Below are 16093 nucleotides of genomic sequence, written 5' to 3' on the forward strand. Positions count from 1 at the left end.
AAATTAGAGATATAGAGATATAGAGATATAGAGATATATAAAAAGAGAAGTGGTCGGTGATGCAAGATTCTAACTAGCGACCGAGTGAGCAAATAAAAGTACCCAAACCACAGAGCTTGTAATTAGTTACAGATTTAAAGAATTAGAGACATATAGAAAGAGAAGTGGTCGGTGATGCAAGATTCGAACTTGCGACCCCTTGGACCCAAACCAAGTGCGCTACCAAGCTGCGCTAATCACCGACTATAAAATTGGGGTGGCTAATGGGATTTGAACCCACGACAACCGGAATCACAATCCGGGGCTCTACCAACTGAGCTATAGCCACCACAGATGAACATGCCTGTAGTAAATGGCACGCCCTAAAGGATTCGAACCTTTGACCCACGCCTTAGAAGGGCGTTGCTCTATCCAGCTGAGCTAAGGGCGCATTACCTACAAGGCTCACTTTCAAAAGAAAGTGGTCGGTGATGCAAGATTCGAACTTGCGACCCCTTGGACCCAAACCAAGTGCGCTACCAAGCTGCGCTAATCACCGACATATTGTTGAAACAGTACGTCGTTTCAACGGATGCGGATATTACCGAGTTGAATCTTACTCGTCAAACCTTTTTTATAAAAAAATGTTTGTTCGCTCACTTTTACAGCACCTTGATGAAAATAGGTATGATTTGCGTAAAATTCATCCGCATATTTGTAAATAAGATACAGACGAATAAACCGATCACCATCCCTATAATATTTTTAGCAACTTTAGTTGATAAAAGCTACACGCTAGATTGCTTTTATGCGAAAATAAACAAGATTCATTCATAACATTTCTCGAGACTATGACAGCACAACTTATTGATGGCAAGGCAACCGCACAGCAGATTCGTACTTCTGTTAAAGAGCGAGTAGCAAAACGTATAATCGCTGGTAAACGAGCGCCCGGCTTAGCCGTAGTATTAGTAGGCAGTGATCCTGCATCACAAGTATATGTAGGCAGTAAGCGTAAAGCCTGTGAAGAGGTTGGCTTCATTTCAAAGTCATACGACTTACCGGCAGACACCACTGAAACAAAACTCTTATCTTTAATCGATGAACTCAATAATGATGATCAAGTTGATGGTATTTTAGTACAATTACCGCTACCAGAAGGCTTAGATGCAAACTTAGTAATAGAGCATATTGACCCTAAAAAGGATGTAGACGGTTTCCATCCTTCTAATGTAGGTAAATTAGCATTACGTCAGCCTGGCTTAAGACCTTGTACGCCAAAAGGTATTATGTCGCTTATTGAATCTACCGGTGTTAAAACCCACGGTTTAGATGCTTTGGTTGTTGGCGCTTCAAATATTGTTGGCCGCCCAATGACACTCGAATTGTTGTTAGCTGGTTGTACTACCACCACAACGCATCGTTTTACTAAAGACCTAGAAAGTAAAGTTCGCCAAGCTGATTTAATCGTAGTTGCAGTCGGTAAACCGGCATTTATTCCTGGCGATTGGATAAAACCAGGCGCGATTGTTATTGATGTGGGTATTAACCGATTAGATACAGGCAAGCTCGTTGGCGATGTTGAGTTTGACGTAGCAAAAGATAAAGCGAGTTTCATTACACCTGTCCCGGGTGGTGTTGGCCCAATGACCGTAGCAAGCCTAATAGAGAACACATTAATCGCTTGTGAAGAATTCAACGACCTATAGATAGACAAGCTGTTAAAGCAAAGTTTAATTAAAAAAGCCCTCGTAAAAGGGCTTTTTTATTGGCTTAAATTAAAGGGGACTTATACAGTTCTGGTAGCAATCGCAGGCGCAATACCTGTCGCTTTTTTTGCAGGTCCATAGACAGCTAACTGTCCTATTAGACACAGAACAATCATGCCAATTGGGATATAAAACCAATCCATTGGTGTAATAGATAATGCTTTAACTAAAAGCATATTAAGCGCAATGGTTAAACCTGCGCCCAACAAGACACCAACACCGCTGATCATTAGGTTTTCAAGCATAAAATATTTGATAACATCAATCTTTCTCGCACCAAGCGCTCGACGAATGCCTATTTGTTTTTTACGTCGATTAACACTAAAGCTCGCCAAGCCAACGATACCTAAGCTCGTTACAATAGTCAGTGTAATGATTACCGTGGTCAGAATTTTGATCATTGCAGTATGACCACGATAACTTCGCTCTCTGACATACTCGATACTTCTCATGCCATCGACAACTCTTTCTTTATTTTTCGCTAAGAGCTCTTCGACTTGTTTCATAGTCGAATCTCGTTGTCCCGGCGCTGTTCGGATAAAGTAACGTACAGAGTCGGTCTCTTGGTGCTCCGGTGACAACATTGAATTCTCAACATTGTTCCAACCAACCCACGGCGCCTGTAACTTATCAATAATACCAACGATGATCATGGGTTCATTATCATTAATGTAAACCGTTTTACCGACTGACTGCCCATAGTCAATATCAGGAAATAAGCGCTCTGCCATAGCTTTAGTAACAATCACTTTGTCCGGCCATGTGCTTTCTGAGTTTTGTCGCCAGCGTATATCACTAGCAACGAAATTTTCGCCTGCTAGTAATTCTAAACCTAACGCATCAAGGCCATTTTCATTAACCATATAAACTGCTGTTCCGACGCCATCATGCTCTGCGCCCGGCTCAGTTTGAAGACTCATAGACCAACCACCACCACTTACAGGTATCGCATTGATCTGAATAGCGCTGACAACACCTGAAATAGCACGAATATCCGTCAAGTCTTTTTCAATAGTTGCTTTAGCACCAAAATTTTCGCCAAACCCACTGCTGCTAATAAAAAATGAATTTGCTTCATCTAAGCCGCTTGGCCTTTTCGTTTCTTGGCTGCGCTCATAAATTATAAAGACCGAATTAACAATAATCGCCATCGTAAATGCTATTTGCACCGCAATAAGCAAGGCGCCGACTTTGTTTCTTAGTAATGCTCTAAAAATAGGGCCGAGTTCTAACATAGTAACCTCCTTATTGACTCTTCAGTTGATTAGCGGGTGAAATATTGCAAGCTCGCCATGTTGGATATAAACCGGCAAGAATACTGGTTACTAACGCAATTAAAATACCCAGGCTAGCCATAGCGAAATCTAACTGAATAAGGTTATTTACAAAATCGCCATACAAGCTTTTTATCCCTTGTAAGCCGACAAAAGCAAGCAATAGCCCTACTAGGCCACCCAGTAAACCAACGCATGCTGCTTCAATAATGTGTTGCGTAAACACATCCCCTTTGGAGGCGCCTATTGCTCGTCTTAAACCAATCTCTGACGACTTGCCAATAAATTTAGCTAGCAATAGTCCTATGGTGTTCAGTAAACAAACCATTAAAAACATAAACGACATCCACATCATCATTTTTGCGTCGTCTTCAACAACTTCTTCACGTTCCATCCACTCCATCACATCAGATAATTGGTTGTTCATCGGCCTTGGGAATCGTCCAAAAGCTTTTTGATCGGCAACATAGTTATTTAGAAAACTGAAGTAGTCTGCTTTTTCAATGGGGTTATTTAGCTGTACCCACATTTGATAGTTAATACATTCTGATTGCAGGAACGCTTTAAAACCTTCCCCTTCAGGGCTTTTCCAACAGTTAGTATTTCCCCAGCTTGGTAATTCGAATGACTCTTTCAAGAAAAATGGCATAAAAACATCTTCTACCTCGTCAAATGCGCCATTGTTAACATCATAAAACTTCGGAACCGGCTGCCAAGTATCTAAAACACCAACCACCTGAAAATGTTGCCCGGCAATAAGGATGTTACGTCCAACAGAGTTTTCGCCGCCAAAAACTTTTTCGTTAAGTGTTCTTGTCAGTACAACCACTTGTTCATTATTTTGATCAACAGAAAGATCCCAACCTGCGCCATAGAGGAATGGCGTATTGAACATATTGAAGAATTCTCCAGTTGTTAATCGAATTTGTGTTTCAAATGGATTAACGTCTTGATTATCCGGAACGACAATGCCACCTGACTTCGCCATAACTACCTGCTTAGTAGCCTTTTGCGCATTAAACAGGTTACTCGCGTCTGTCCACGTCAATTGGTTAGGTGGCGCACCTGTTTCGTCATTAAATGCATTATGGGGATCCCAACTATCTACTTGTACATAGAAAAGTTGTTCGCTCTTCTCTGGTATAGGGTTTGCTGACATCAAGTAGTTGACGGTAATTGTTGTCATGCTCGCGCCAATTCCCAAGGCAATAGCGAAAACCATTAAACTACTTAGTAGTGGATTTTTCTTGATACTCTTAAAGGCGAGTTTTACGTAATAACCAAACATATTTAGCTCCTACGCATTTGCAACGTGCATTTTCAGCACGTCGTGTACTTCGCTAACCTGCCCGTCTTTAACATATATATTGCGAGCGGCTTGCTGTGCTAATTGCGGATCATGCGTCACCATGACGATAGTGGTGCCTGACTGATTAATGCTTTGCAATAACTCCATCACACTTTGCGCCATCGCTGAATCTAAGTTACCTGTTGGCTCATCGGCTAGTAAAAACCGAGGCTTACCAGCTAGCGCTCTAGCAATCGCAACACGTTGCTGTTGACCGCCTGATAATTGCGATGGCAAATGCTTCATTCGATTCGCTAAACCTACTGTTTCAAGGCTTTCTTCAATACGTTGTTTACGCTCTTTTGCGTCAAAACCTCGATACCTTAATGGCACGTCAACATTATCGAAAAGATTTAAATCAGGAATAAGGTTGTAGCTTTGGAAAATAAAACCAATTTTTTCGTTTCGTAATTTGCTTCGTTGATTATCGTTCAAATGACTCACATCTTGGCCATCAAGTACATAGCTGCCACCATTAAAGGTTTCAAGCATGCCTGCGATATTTAAAAACGTTGTTTTACCCGAACCTGACGGCCCGGTGACAGCAACAAATTCTCCCTCGTTGACCTGTAAATTAAAATCACGTAAAGCGTGTGTTTCGACTAAATCTGTGCGGAAAACTTTTTTCACATTTGTCATGGTTAACATAGCTATGCCCTCTTCCCTTTGTGTTATCTTTTTAATTAGTTTGAAATAATGACGCGCTCAGCATTATTGAATTGATCGGTACTAGAAATAATGATTGTGTCGCCTTGCGCTAAGCCGTCACTGATTTCAACATTCGACAAACTACGAACGCCTGTATTGATAGAAACGCGATGAGCAACATCATCAATGACTTTATAAGCGAATCTACCGCTAGAGCTTTCTAAAAATTGACCACGTTGAACCATTAACACGTCGTTTTTGCTTTCCATCAAAATGCGCGTAGTTAGGCGCTGATTTTGACGTAGACCAGCAGGATGCGCGTTTGCCTCCCCTGTGGTGGCGAAACGCACGCGGCCAGTAACTTGATTGTTCTCAATTTCGGGTGAGATAGTTACTAAATTGGCCGCGTACGTTTGGCCGTTAACACTCACTTGGGCGGACATACCTATCGCTAAGTCATCGGCGTAGCTCTCAGGTATATCGACCTCAAGTTCAAATTCAGACAAATCGACAACACTTAAAATGGGTTGATTTCGGCTAACCTGATTTTTCTGTTTGACGGCTAAATTCCCTGCAATACCGTTAACTGGTGAACGCAAAGTAAGCTCATCTACTTTTCGCTGCAGCTCTTTAACAAGTAGTGATTGGCGTTCGACTTGAAGCAAGCCGGTTTTGATATCAAACGCTAAACTTTCAGCATTTAATAATGCATCCTGCTCGGCATGTTTAAAGACAAGTTCTGCGTTTTGTAGATCATCTTGGGCTTTTTCAAAGTCGATCTGACTGATTGAATGATACTGATAAGCTTTATCTGCTCGGCGCTTTTCACGCTGAGCGGCGACAAGCACAACCTTAGCTAAATCAACTGATTTTTGATTAGCTAACGCTTGTTTTCGTGCTTGAATTTTTTGACGTTCTAACTCGAGTGTTTGACTTTGTAATGACGCCTGCTCTTGTTTAAGTTGGTTGGTAAGCTCAGGGCTTTCAATCACCGCCAATTCTTGATCTTTGGTGACGACATCACCGGCATCAATCATAAACGTTATCGTACCTTGGCCTGTTGCATAAAGCCTAGGGCTAACAGCCGCAACAACCCGTCCTTGAACGGATAAATCTCGAACGAGATCACCGCGAGTCACCGTTGCTAATCGAACCCGTTCTCTTGAAATGCTTGCATCGCCTGAAGACCAACTCGACAGTGCTGGAGCGGCGATGCTAAATAACATGACTAAAACGACTAAAGTAGTTATACCTATCAGCCAACTTTTTTTGGACGAAGGTTTGGCAAGCACGACGTCTTGCCCACTCGTATCTTCAATTTTCACAATACTTTCCCGAATATTTTTTTGAACAATCTTCAGCTAAGTAGTTAATTTGAAGTAAAAGGTTTAAATTTTTCGTTATTTATTTTTAATTTAGTTGTTTGTAACCATGTCTGTGGTGCTCGATTTTTTGCTTTTAAAAATGATAACGCCAGCAATGAGCATTTGAATTCCGCCAAATAACAACGCAGTAAACAACACCATATCGCCAATGTCTTGTAGCAATAATGCAGATGCAGGAAACATAGATGCTTTTATCAGTAGCGCCAAATTGACATTACGTACAACTAATTCAACATCAACCGCGATACGGTCCGGTTTAGATAGCCCTAAAAATTTAGTCAGCAGCACGCTGCCGATAAGCAGTGTAATGATAAAACAGCAGACAATCATGACATTCGTTGAACCAAATACCGATAGATTTAACCTGCCGGCGCTAGCAGAGCCAACAATAATGAATAAGATGCCAAGTAACGCGCCCCTGATACACCATTTAGAAATAGTATCGGCATACTTAGGCATTAATTTTAAAATCAGCATCCCCACGTAAAGCGGTAGTAACAAGGTAAAGCAAATATCAGATATTATTTGTTGGGTTGGCATAACAAAATCGCTTGGTAGGTGCTCAATAATCAGAAGCCCTAAAACAAAAGGGGTGAATACTAAACAACCTAGCGTGGTGATCCCTGTTATCGAAATAGACAGCGGTACGTTGCCACGAGCAAAATAGGTAAATACATTAGACGTTGTCCCGCCAGGAATAGCGGCCAATAGGGCTAAGCCGATAGCCACACCAACATGAAAATCAAAAAGTGAAATAAAACTAAACGCAATCAGTGGAGGTAAAACAAATTGAATACATGTTCCGATAAATACTGCTCGCGGCTCTTTAGCGATATCTTTAAAGTCAGCTAAGGTTAACGTTGCCCCCATACCTATCATCGCCAAAATAAGTTGCCCTGCAGCAAACCAGTATTCGTAGCTTACATATATTTCGCCCACGCCCTACTCCTTTTTATTCTTATTATTATTTATAATAAAGAATTTTATACCACTAAAACGTGGCTAATTAGCAGTATTATTTCAGTTAACTGATGAGTTTGCTAATTGGCTAGCTAAGCTAAGCGCCTCTTCTTTTGATGCAAAATAGTCTGGCGTTACGCCTGTATTTGCCCAACTGCCCTCCTCATGAGCATATTCAAGAACAGCAAAAGGAACCGACAATTCAAATGAACTTCCTATTGCAACTTGATTACTTAACGTTGCGTTGCCCATAGACTCTTCACCGACTATCACGGCATTGCCATATTGCTGCATACCGACAGTAAAAAGCTCCCATGCTTGTTCGTTAAAGGCTGATTGCAATATATAAACAGGGCGATCTGATTTGCTTTTTTCTATAACGTTTACATCGGCTGACAGTATCGGCGTTAACTCACTGAGTGAATCTTGTCTAACATTCGCAATATGAAGTTTTGGCGGCAGAAAAACACTAAGAAAGTGATGAGCAACTTTTAAGCTGGCATGTTGTGCATCAAATAAATCGATAATTAGCGTATTAGCGGAATGTAATTGGTTAATTGCATGATTAAATTGCTCAATACTCGCAGTATTTTGAAAATTTCCCGACAAACGTACATAACCAATATTATTTTCTTTACGTTGGTAATGTATTTCAAAATCAACGTCAGGTTGAACATCCGTTAGCAGTTTGACGCTAGATACCGATTTAGTTGCGCGATTAAGACTTAAAAAACCATCACCACTAACCGAAAAAAGTATGTGATTTAATCGGGTCTCTAATTCATCTTCTCTAAATGTACTGTAAAAGTAATCACCTTTTAGTAAAGCGTTGAGTTTGATAGCGATCTGAGCCCCTTTATCAGCATCGTAATAAGTGGATTGTATTTCTTGAGCGGCGTTTAAGACGATTACATCGACTTGCTCTTTCGTTAATTGAATCGGATTGTCATTGGCAAATGTTGCTCTAGCGAAGAGCACTGTCAGCAATAGCATTAGCAAAACAGATTTGAATCGCAAAATAAGACAACCTTTTTGAATATGAATATTTAGAAGATAACTAAAACATTGAGGCAAATATATTTTTTTCAATAAAAAAGCCCAAGCGTTTAGACTTGAGCTTATTGAATAATAAAAACGTGCTACGGCTATTTTTTACGCCACGTAGTTTTACCAGCGCTGTCTTCAAGGACAATATTCATCGCATTTAATTTATCACGAGCATCGTCAGCTAAGGCCCAGTTTTTATCGGCACGCGCTTGATTACGCTGAGCAATTAACGCCTCTATTTCAGCAACTTCATCATTATCGCCACTGCCTTGTAAGAAGCTTTCAGGATCATTTTGCGCGACACCAAGTACTTCACCAAGTTTGACTAAAATAAACGCTAACTCACCTGCTTGTTTATCATCTGTGCCTTTCAAACGGTTGATTTCTTTAGAAAGCTCAAATAACACTGGCATTGCTTCAGGGCAATTAAAGTCATCATCCATCGCTTTTTCAAAGCGTTCAACATACGGGTTACCCGCTAATGAAACTTCAACCGGCGTAACATCGCGCAGAGCAGTATAAATGCGCTCTAACGACGCACGCGCCTGAGTTAAATTCTCTTGAGAGTAATTTAACTGACTTCTATAGTGGCTTGACGTTAAGAAAAAGCGAACTGTTTCCGCATCATAAGTTTCTAACACACTGCGCAGTGTAAAGAAGTTGTTTAATGACTTAGACATCTTCTCTTTATTCACCTGCACCATACCACCGTGCATCCAGTAGTTAACGTACGGTGTATCGTAGGCACAGCAAGATTGTGCTATTTCATTTTCGTGATGTGGAAACTGTAAATCTGAACCGCCACCATGAATATCGAAATGGTTACCTAAGTGCTTTGAGTTCATTGCTGAACATTCAATATGCCAACCAGGACGACCTGCACCCCACGGTGACTCCCATGAAGGCTCTTCAGGCTTTGCCATTTTCCATAGGACAAAATCTAACGGATTCTTTTTCGCGTTATCAACATCAACGCGAGCGCCAGCTTGCAACATATCTAAATTTTGCAGGCTTAACTTGCCGTAATCTTTGTACGAGCTCACATCAAACATCACGTCGCCGTTGTCAGCAACATAGGCGTGGTTTCGCTCAATCAAACGTTCGACAAGTGCAATGATTTCATCCATATGCCCTGTAACCGTAGGGTCAATGTCTGGACGCATAATATTCAAATCATCAAAGTCTTTGTACATATCGGCTGTCATGCGGGTTGTTAAACTTTCACATGTTTCACCGTTTTCATTCGCACGTTTGATAATTTTATCGTCAACATCGGTAATATTGCGCACATGAGTTAGGTCGTAACCTAAATACTTGAAGTAACGCGCAATAATATCAAAGGCAACATATGTTCTTGCATGGCCAATATGGGCATGATCATAAATCGTAATACCACAGACGTATAAACCAACTTTACCTTCTTTAATTGGCTTAAATACTTCTTTCTTACGTGTCAGGGTATTGTAAATTTGTAACATCAGTGGCTATTCCGTCGACTGGTTGATAAAACTTCGAGAATCTCGAAAAATAAAGCGGGCATTGTACCCGAGATATTGAATTCGGTCACCACTTCCCTTTACAGAATCTTCCTTTAGGTTACAATTCTTGCAACTTCTATCGATGAGAAAATAAAATGATTACTTTTCAAACAAACCTTGGTGATATCAAAATCGAACTAAACTTCGACAAAGCACCAATTACCGCAGAAAACTTTAAGCAATATGCGAGCGATGGCTTTTACAACGGTACTATTTTCCACCGTGTAATTAAGGGCTTTATGGCTCAAGGTGGTGGTTTTTCTTCAGGTATGGAAGAGAAAGAAACACGTGAAACCATTAAAAATGAAGCAAATAACGGTTTAGAAAACAAACGTGGTACGTTAGCAATGGCTCGTACTCAAGCGCCTCATTCTGCTTCTGCACAGTTTTTCATTAACTTAACAGACAATGACTTTTTAAACTTTAAGTCTGAAGATATGCACGGCTGGGGTTACTGTGTATTTGGTGAAGTTGTCGAAGGCATGGATGTTGTGGACAAAATGACTTTAGTTGATACGGGTCGTAACGGTTTCCACGATGATGTTCCTTTAGAAGAAATCATCATTAATAACACCATTGTTGAATAATTGAGTTAATAAAACTAAATGACTACAACGGTTAAAAAGCAAGTTACCTACTTTATTGCTGACTTGCATTTAGCGCAGAACAGGCCTGATATTACGGCCTGTTTTTTATCTTTTTTAGAGACAGACGCAATCGAAGCTGAAAAGCTTTATATTCTTGGTGACCTTTTTGAGCTTTGGTTTGGTGATGATTTTAAATCGCCGCTAAATGATCAAGTCGCTAGCGCATTAACTCAACTTGCTCACTCGGGTACCGAAGTATTCTTTATTCATGGCAATCGAGATTTTGTTCTGGGTAACGACTACGCAAACCGTGCGGCAATGACCTTGCTACCAGAAAAAACCACCGTCGACCTATACGGGCAAAAAGCCTTGATCATGCATGGCGATACCCTGTGCACACGTGATGTTGATTACCAAAAATTTCGTAAAAAATCACGCTCTTGGTGGTGGATGGGCTTAGTTACAAATTTACCACTTTGGTACCGTAAGCGCCTTGCCGAAGGTTATCGAGAGAAAAGTAAAAACGCCCAACAGACAAAATCATTAGACATAATGGACGTTACGCCTAGCGAGGTTGTCACTGAACTTGAAGCTTATCATTGTCAATTGATGATTCATGGCCATACTCACAGGCCTGATGTCCATCATATTGAAGCTAACGGTAAACCCGCAAAACGCATCGTATTAGGTGATTGGTATGAGCAAGGTGCTTGGTTGAAAGTCACTCCAGAAGAAATGACACTAACGAACTCTCCGTTTGTTTGAAGCACCGCGGTTAACTCAGTCAATTTAGTAACCAATTTATCCGTGACGTTTTACTTGCATGATACAAGTACTAATAACTCGAATTTTCACCATCAAACCTTACTTTTTCTATTCTATTTATTCGAAAGCTCAAATTTGTCGAATAATTTTACAGTTAAGCTTTTCTCACATAAACACCAACCAACAAGAAAAATAAAAAAACAATTAAAAACAACAAACTAAACACAACGGCATAATTTGTGCTTTAGATTAACAAAGGCACCTAAAAGCTACGTAAGGCTAATAAAATCATGAAAAACACCTATAAATTACTTATATCATCAATGCTTCTTGCTATGTCTACAGGCAGCCAAGCTGGCTTAATCGATCTTATCGACAATACGACAGCAGCAACAGGCGATTACGGTAATGTTACAGTAACGTTTGGTGGTATCTTTCCAGAATATGATGCATCCGTATTAGATGAAAATGAATCAATGATTCGAACGAGCTACTTACTTGAAGGCGTGACTCAACAAAACCTACGAGATACTGGCCTTAACGGTATTGGTAGTGCTAATCCAGCTGACTTTACGGGCCTATACGTAGAGACATTTGATACAAGAACAACACTTGGCCAAGATTTAGATGATGCTGACCCTCTCAAATTCCCAGGTACTCCTCATTTAGGTAATAATACTCAAGGAGTAAATAGTGGATGTGGTGTCAATGGCGTTTCTTCAGGTGTAACTGTAGCGGGTGATTACGGTGTTACAAACCAAAACATTGGTGGAACCGCCGTGATAGATAGAGGTGTAAACGACAACAACCAAGGTATAAACACTACGTGTTTTGCTTATACACCAACCTCAAGAGCTGCTTTAAACCCAACGTCAGAGGTAGCACTTGATTTTAGCGGTATTTTAGATAGTGCGGGACAAATAACAAATAGCCAGATGTACGTTGACTATTTAGGTTTTTTCTGGGGAACGATAGATAGCTATAATAGCTTCGACTTTTATCGAGACAATGAACTTATCGCGCACATCGACGGCCTTGACTTATTTAATGATTTTGGTGGACTCAACCTTGGTCGCAATGGAGAATATGTAAACTTCATTTTTGACGAAGATGCTGGCTTTGACAAGCTTGTTGTTACCTCATCAGGCATAGCAACAGAGTTTGACAATATTGTAAATAGAATCGTTCCTGTGAATGTACCAGAGCCATCTACACTTGCTATTTTTGCATTAGGTTGCATGGGATTAGCACTTAGGAAGACTAAAAGAATATAGGTAGCTAACGTACCAATTAAGAAAGCACCTCTACATAGGTGCTTTTTTATTATCTGTCACTATCAATGACAGATAGTTAGTATTTTAAAAACAGAGTCTTAAATATCGTTATTTAGCTGCTTACAATTCAAATCATTCAAGCGACATATTCACACTACATGACCTTGTTTAAGGTGAGTTAGTCGTGTCTAAATAAGTTATTACGCAGGTATGCTTTGCATAACCTGAGATCGGAAATATATCCTATTAAGCGCTAGGTCGCACAACGGGCAATATTCAAAGATATCGGGATATTATGGATGGCGGTGACGGAGAGATTCGAACTCTCGATACGTTGCCGTATACACACTTTCCAGGCGTGCTCCTTCAGCCACTCGGACACGTCACCTTTTTGGAATCTTAAAAACGTTACCTTTTCAAGGCGGGCTATGGTAAAAAAAAAGCCTTGGCTAAGCAAGGCTTTATTCTATGTATTTTCAGCAAAATAACTTTTGCATCTAATTTACGTTACTTTTTAAGTGAAGATGTAAAATCTAGCATTCTGTTCGTTGATCTAAGCGCACCTATACGCACTTCATCGCTTACAAACACTTCTTTACCTGATGGGTCAATTAACGCTTCTTCGATTGCCTGAAGGCCATTCATCGCCATCCAAGGGCAATGTGCACAGCTTCTGCAAGTTGCACCTTCACCTGCGGTTGGTGCTTCAAAGAATTCTTTATCAGGGCACAACTGCTGCATCTTATAAAAAATGCCACGATCGGTCGCAACAATAAACTTTTTATTAGGTAAATCTTGCGCTGATTTGATTAGCATAGAGGTTGAACCAACAGCATCGGCTAAATCAACTATTTCACTAGGAGATTCTGGGTGAACTAAAACGGCCGCATCAGGATGCAGCTTTTTCATATCAAAAAGCGCTTTAGTTTTGAATTCATCATGAACAATACAAGCGCCCTGCCACATCAACATATCTGCATCAGTTTGCTTTTGAATATAATTGCCTAAGTGACGATCTGGGCCCCATATAATCTTTTCACCTTGATCATCTAGGTGTTCAACAATTTCAAGGGCGCAAGAAGAAGTTACGATCCAGTCAGCGCGCGCTTTAACAGCAGGTGAAGTATTGGCGTACACCACAACAGTACGATCTGGGTGCTCATTACAAAACGCATCAAATTGATCGATAGGACAACCTAAATCTAGAGAACACGTTGCTTCTAAAGTTGGCATCACTACGGTTTTTTCAGGCGTAAGAACTTTTGCTGTTTCGCCCATGAATTTAACACCGGCAATGATGAGAATGTCAGCTTCATGTTGATTGCCAAAACGAGCCATTTCCAATGAATCAGCAACGCAACCACCGGTTTCTTCAGCTAACGCCTGAATTTCAGGGTCGGTATAGTAATGAGCGATTAGAACCGCGTTTTTTTCTTTTAGCAAAGACTTGATGCGCGCTTTGTATGCTGATTTTTCATCAGCAGATAAGGTCGCGGGTTTCGCTGGAAACTGAAAATCGATATCTACAGCTAAATTGCTTTGGCTCATAATAAAACTAACTACCACTTGGAAATAAAAACGGCGGCAATTATACGTGATCGAGACGACAAAGTGTATAACTTGGTTGCAATTTTATTAAGACTTGATGACAGAATAAATAAGATACCACTTGAAAAAGTGGTCGGTCGTGAAGGATTTGAACCTTCGACAAATTGGTTAAAAGCCAACTGCTCTACCAACTGAGCTAACGACCGATATAGAAAATTTGTAGTAAGAAGTAAAAGGAGTGGTCGGTCGTGAAGGATTTGAACCTTCGACAAATTGGTTAAAAGCCAACTGCTCTACCAACTGAGCTAACGACCGATTACTAATTACTTTTTGATGGAATCCCAACGACTTTGGTGGAAGTGGTCGGTCGTGAAGGATTTGAACCTTCGACAAATTGGTTAAAAGCCAACTGCTCTACCAACTGAGCTAACGACCGATATCCATCATGCTTTGCACTACTCGTTCAAAGCGAGGCATATGATACTCATAATTTTATTCTGTGCAACAAGAAAATTCGCTTTTTTTGAATTTATTATTCTAATTGCACAAAAAGACCACAATACGATTACATTATCAGCAAATATAACTAATTACTGTAAACTTTCTAGTCGTGGTTTCGCTAATTGAGCTGCAGATGAACTCGGATATTCTGCCACTAATTGACGATATAAAACGACTGCGCGTGCGTTATCGTTTTGTTTTTGAGCAACCATACCAAGTTTTAGTAATGCATCACTGCGCTTACTTGACCCTTCATGTTGATTTACAACAATTGAGAATTCTTGTTTTGCTCGCTCTAAGTCGCCTTTATTAAACAATAATTGTCCTAACCAATAATGCGCGTTCGGTGCATATGATGACTCAGGGTACTTTTGATTAAAGGCTTCAAACTCAGGAATAGCTTCATCGTAGCGCTTATCCTTGAGCACCATATTAACTGCGCGATCATAAGCTTCATTTTCAGTAAGATCTGAACTGTAATTGATAGCAGGCGTTGATGGCGAAGTTACGGCGACAACAGACGGCACTGTAGGTGCTGGTTTGATTGCCTCTGTTACTCGTTTATCAAGCTCTTGGTATAGATCACGTTGACGTTCTAGGATTTGACTCAACTTATGAGAGTGTAATTCTGTGACGCCGCGAAGTTCATCAACTTCACTTTGTAATTCATTAAGTTGCTGTTGCATCATCACCTGGTTTTTATTACGCACACTAAGTTGGCGTTCTAAATTTTGTAAACGCTGCTCTACAGAAAGCGACGATAAGGTAGATGATGTCGTTGTCATAGATTGACCACTAGCATCAATAACTGGTGCTGGTGGCGCAGCTAGCGCCTGCGCGCTAACTGCCAATGAAACACCTAATAAAACGTTATTAAGATTCATTGAATAACCTGATTAGTATACTAATACTGCACGACGGTTTTTAGCAAACGCGTTTTCGCTGCGATCTTTAACCATCGGCTTTTCTTCACCATAGCTAACTACGTTAATTTGTGAAGAAGAAACACCTAACGTTTCTAAGTAAGTCGCAACAGCTTTAGCACGACGCTCGCCTAATGCAATGTTGTATTCAGGTGTACCGCGCTCATCAGCATGACCTTCAACTAATACGGTTGTATTTGGGTTAGCAGCTAAGAATTGTGCGTGCGCTTCTAAAACAGCAGCAAACGTTGAGCTTACAGAAGACTTATCAAAGTCGAAGTATACGATATGCTCAGAACGCAATTTAGCTAGTTCTTGACGCTTTTGCTCTTCAATTTCAGCAGCACGTTTTGCAGCAGCAACACGTACAGCTTCTGCTTCACGTTCTGCTTGAGCTTGTGCTTGTGCTTCAGCATTAGTGTCTACAGTGCTTTGTGTTTCAGTTTCGTCATTAGAGCTACAAGCGGCTAATGTGAACATTGGTAATGCGATAGCTAAGGCTTTAACTGTTTTGTTTAAGCGCATTTCATTTTCCTTTTTATTAATT

General features: G+C 40.5%; 14 protein-coding genes and 8 tRNA genes. 4 read left to right on the forward strand and 18 right to left on the reverse strand.

The genetic code is table 11. The features are described 5' to 3' along the window. Positions 1-165 precede the first annotated feature (165 nt). From QQK02_RS14935 to QQK02_RS14950, 4 genes are all read right to left on the reverse strand, one after another. A tRNA-Pro gene (locus QQK02_RS14935) sits at positions 166-242 on the reverse strand. Between the two features lie 10 nt (positions 243-252). Continuing rightward, a tRNA-His gene (locus QQK02_RS14940) sits at positions 253-328 on the reverse strand. Positions 329-353: 25 nt separating this feature from the next. Next, positions 354-430 (reverse strand) — tRNA-Arg (locus QQK02_RS14945). A gap of 31 nt (positions 431-461) precedes the next feature. Continuing rightward, positions 462-538 (reverse strand) — tRNA-Pro (locus tag QQK02_RS14950). 292 nt (positions 539-830) lie between these two features. On the opposite strand from QQK02_RS14950, the gene folD reads away from it, so the two are divergent. After that, positions 831-1688, forward strand: a complete 858-nt coding sequence (gene folD, locus QQK02_RS14955) for a bifunctional methylenetetrahydrofolate dehydrogenase/methenyltetrahydrofolate cyclohydrolase FolD (protein WP_284208916.1) — start codon at positions 831-833, stop codon at positions 1686-1688. Between the two features lie 80 nt (positions 1689-1768). Here folD and QQK02_RS14960 read toward each other — a convergent pair whose 3' ends face one another. The 7 genes from QQK02_RS14960 to cysS all read right to left on the reverse strand — a co-directional run bounded on the left by QQK02_RS14960 (position 1769) and on the right by cysS (position 9888). Beyond that, positions 1769-2983 (reverse strand): ABC transporter permease, encoded by a 1215-nt coding sequence (locus QQK02_RS14960; RefSeq protein WP_284208917.1) that lies wholly within the window; start codon positions 2981-2983, stop codon positions 1769-1771. Positions 2984-2993: 10 nt separating this feature from the next. Continuing rightward, positions 2994-4310, reverse strand: coding sequence for an ABC transporter permease (locus tag QQK02_RS14965; protein ID WP_284208918.1), 1317 nt, complete (start codon positions 4308-4310; stop codon positions 2994-2996). Between the two features lie 9 nt (positions 4311-4319). Then, positions 4320-5018, reverse strand: coding sequence for an ABC transporter ATP-binding protein (locus tag QQK02_RS14970; RefSeq protein ID WP_284208919.1), 699 nt, complete (start codon positions 5016-5018; stop codon positions 4320-4322). A 35-nt stretch (positions 5019-5053) separates the two neighbouring features. Further along, the gene (locus QQK02_RS14975; RefSeq protein ID WP_284208920.1) at positions 5054-6343 is read right to left on the reverse strand and encodes an efflux RND transporter periplasmic adaptor subunit; all 1290 of its coding nucleotides are present in this window, start codon (positions 6341-6343) and stop codon (positions 5054-5056) included. A 90-nt stretch (positions 6344-6433) separates the two neighbouring features. Beyond that, positions 6434-7342 carry a bile acid:sodium symporter family protein gene (locus tag QQK02_RS14980; protein ID WP_284208921.1) on the reverse strand — a complete coding sequence of 303 codons (909 nt, stop codon included), beginning with the start codon at positions 7340-7342 and terminating at the stop codon, positions 6434-6436. Between the two features lie 81 nt (positions 7343-7423). Then, positions 7424-8380, reverse strand: a complete 957-nt coding sequence (locus tag QQK02_RS14985) for a S41 family peptidase (protein ID WP_284208922.1) — start codon at positions 8378-8380, stop codon at positions 7424-7426. A gap of 128 nt (positions 8381-8508) precedes the next feature. Beyond that, the gene (cysS, locus tag QQK02_RS14990; RefSeq protein WP_284208923.1) at positions 8509-9888 is read right to left on the reverse strand and encodes a cysteine--tRNA ligase; all 1380 of its coding nucleotides are present in this window, start codon (positions 9886-9888) and stop codon (positions 8509-8511) included. 155 nt (positions 9889-10043) lie between these two features. Here cysS and QQK02_RS14995 point away from each other — a divergent pair, with 155 nt between their 5' ends. From QQK02_RS14995 to QQK02_RS15005, 3 genes are all read left to right on the forward strand, one after another. Beyond that, positions 10044-10535, forward strand: a complete 492-nt coding sequence (locus QQK02_RS14995) for a peptidylprolyl isomerase (protein WP_284208924.1) — start codon at positions 10044-10046, stop codon at positions 10533-10535. Between the two features lie 18 nt (positions 10536-10553). After that, positions 10554-11300, forward strand: coding sequence for a UDP-2,3-diacylglucosamine diphosphatase (gene lpxH, locus QQK02_RS15000; protein ID WP_284208926.1), 747 nt, complete (start codon positions 10554-10556; stop codon positions 11298-11300). A gap of 290 nt (positions 11301-11590) precedes the next feature. Further along, positions 11591-12574: a PEP-CTERM sorting domain-containing protein gene (locus tag QQK02_RS15005; protein ID WP_284208928.1), complete on the forward strand. Its 984-nt coding sequence runs from the start codon at positions 11591-11593 to the stop codon at positions 12572-12574. A gap of 300 nt (positions 12575-12874) precedes the next feature. Here QQK02_RS15005 and QQK02_RS15010 read toward each other — a convergent pair. From QQK02_RS15010 to pal, 7 genes are all read right to left on the reverse strand, one after another. Next, positions 12875-12962: transfer RNA gene (locus QQK02_RS15010), tRNA-Ser, on the reverse strand. Between the two features lie 119 nt (positions 12963-13081). Continuing rightward, complete coding sequence (gene nadA / locus QQK02_RS15015) at positions 13082-14122, reverse strand: quinolinate synthase NadA (RefSeq protein WP_284208930.1); 1041 nt, start codon at positions 14120-14122, stop codon at positions 13082-13084. A gap of 130 nt (positions 14123-14252) precedes the next feature. Further along, positions 14253-14328 (reverse strand) — tRNA-Lys (locus QQK02_RS15020). 33 nt (positions 14329-14361) lie between these two features. Beyond that, positions 14362-14437 (reverse strand) — tRNA-Lys (locus QQK02_RS15025). Positions 14438-14482: 45 nt separating this feature from the next. After that, positions 14483-14558, reverse strand: a tRNA-Lys gene (locus QQK02_RS15030). A gap of 154 nt (positions 14559-14712) precedes the next feature. Continuing rightward, positions 14713-15507 (reverse strand): tol-pal system protein YbgF, encoded by a 795-nt coding sequence (ybgF, locus tag QQK02_RS15035; RefSeq protein WP_284208931.1) that lies wholly within the window; start codon positions 15505-15507, stop codon positions 14713-14715. A gap of 12 nt (positions 15508-15519) precedes the next feature. Further along, complete coding sequence (gene pal, locus QQK02_RS15040; protein ID WP_284208932.1) at positions 15520-16071, reverse strand: peptidoglycan-associated lipoprotein Pal; 552 nt, start codon at positions 16069-16071, stop codon at positions 15520-15522. Positions 16072-16093 lie beyond the last annotated feature (22 nt).

The sequence above is a fragment of the Thalassotalea eurytherma genome, from assembly GCF_030161415.1.
GTDB lineage: Bacteria > Pseudomonadota > Gammaproteobacteria > Enterobacterales > Alteromonadaceae > Thalassotalea_G > Thalassotalea_G eurytherma.

Excerpts from the sequence above, each read along its gene's own strand:
- folD (WP_284208916.1), top strand. The coding sequence starts at position 831 with ATGACAGCACAACTTATTGATGGCAAGGCAACCGCACAGCAGATTCGT.
- QQK02_RS14960 (WP_284208917.1), bottom strand. The coding sequence starts at position 2,983 with ATGTTAGAACTCGGCCCTATTTTTAGAGCATTACTAAGAAACAAAGTC.
- QQK02_RS14965 (WP_284208918.1), bottom strand. The coding sequence starts at position 4,310 with ATGTTTGGTTATTACGTAAAACTCGCCTTTAAGAGTATCAAGAAAAAT.
- QQK02_RS14970 (WP_284208919.1), bottom strand. The coding sequence starts at position 5,018 with ATGTTAACCATGACAAATGTGAAAAAAGTTTTCCGCACAGATTTAGTC.
- cysS (WP_284208923.1), bottom strand. The coding sequence starts at position 9,888 with ATGTTACAAATTTACAATACCCTGACACGTAAGAAAGAAGTATTTAAG.
- QQK02_RS14995 (WP_284208924.1), top strand. The coding sequence starts at position 10,044 with ATGATTACTTTTCAAACAAACCTTGGTGATATCAAAATCGAACTAAAC.
- lpxH (WP_284208926.1), top strand. The coding sequence starts at position 10,554 with ATGACTACAACGGTTAAAAAGCAAGTTACCTACTTTATTGCTGACTTG.
- QQK02_RS15005 (WP_284208928.1), top strand. The coding sequence starts at position 11,591 with ATGAAAAACACCTATAAATTACTTATATCATCAATGCTTCTTGCTATG.
- nadA (WP_284208930.1), bottom strand. The coding sequence starts at position 14,122 with ATGAGCCAAAGCAATTTAGCTGTAGATATCGATTTTCAGTTTCCAGCG.
- ybgF (WP_284208931.1), bottom strand. The coding sequence starts at position 15,507 with ATGAATCTTAATAACGTTTTATTAGGTGTTTCATTGGCAGTTAGCGCG.
- pal (WP_284208932.1), bottom strand. The coding sequence starts at position 16,071 with ATGCGCTTAAACAAAACAGTTAAAGCCTTAGCTATCGCATTACCAATG.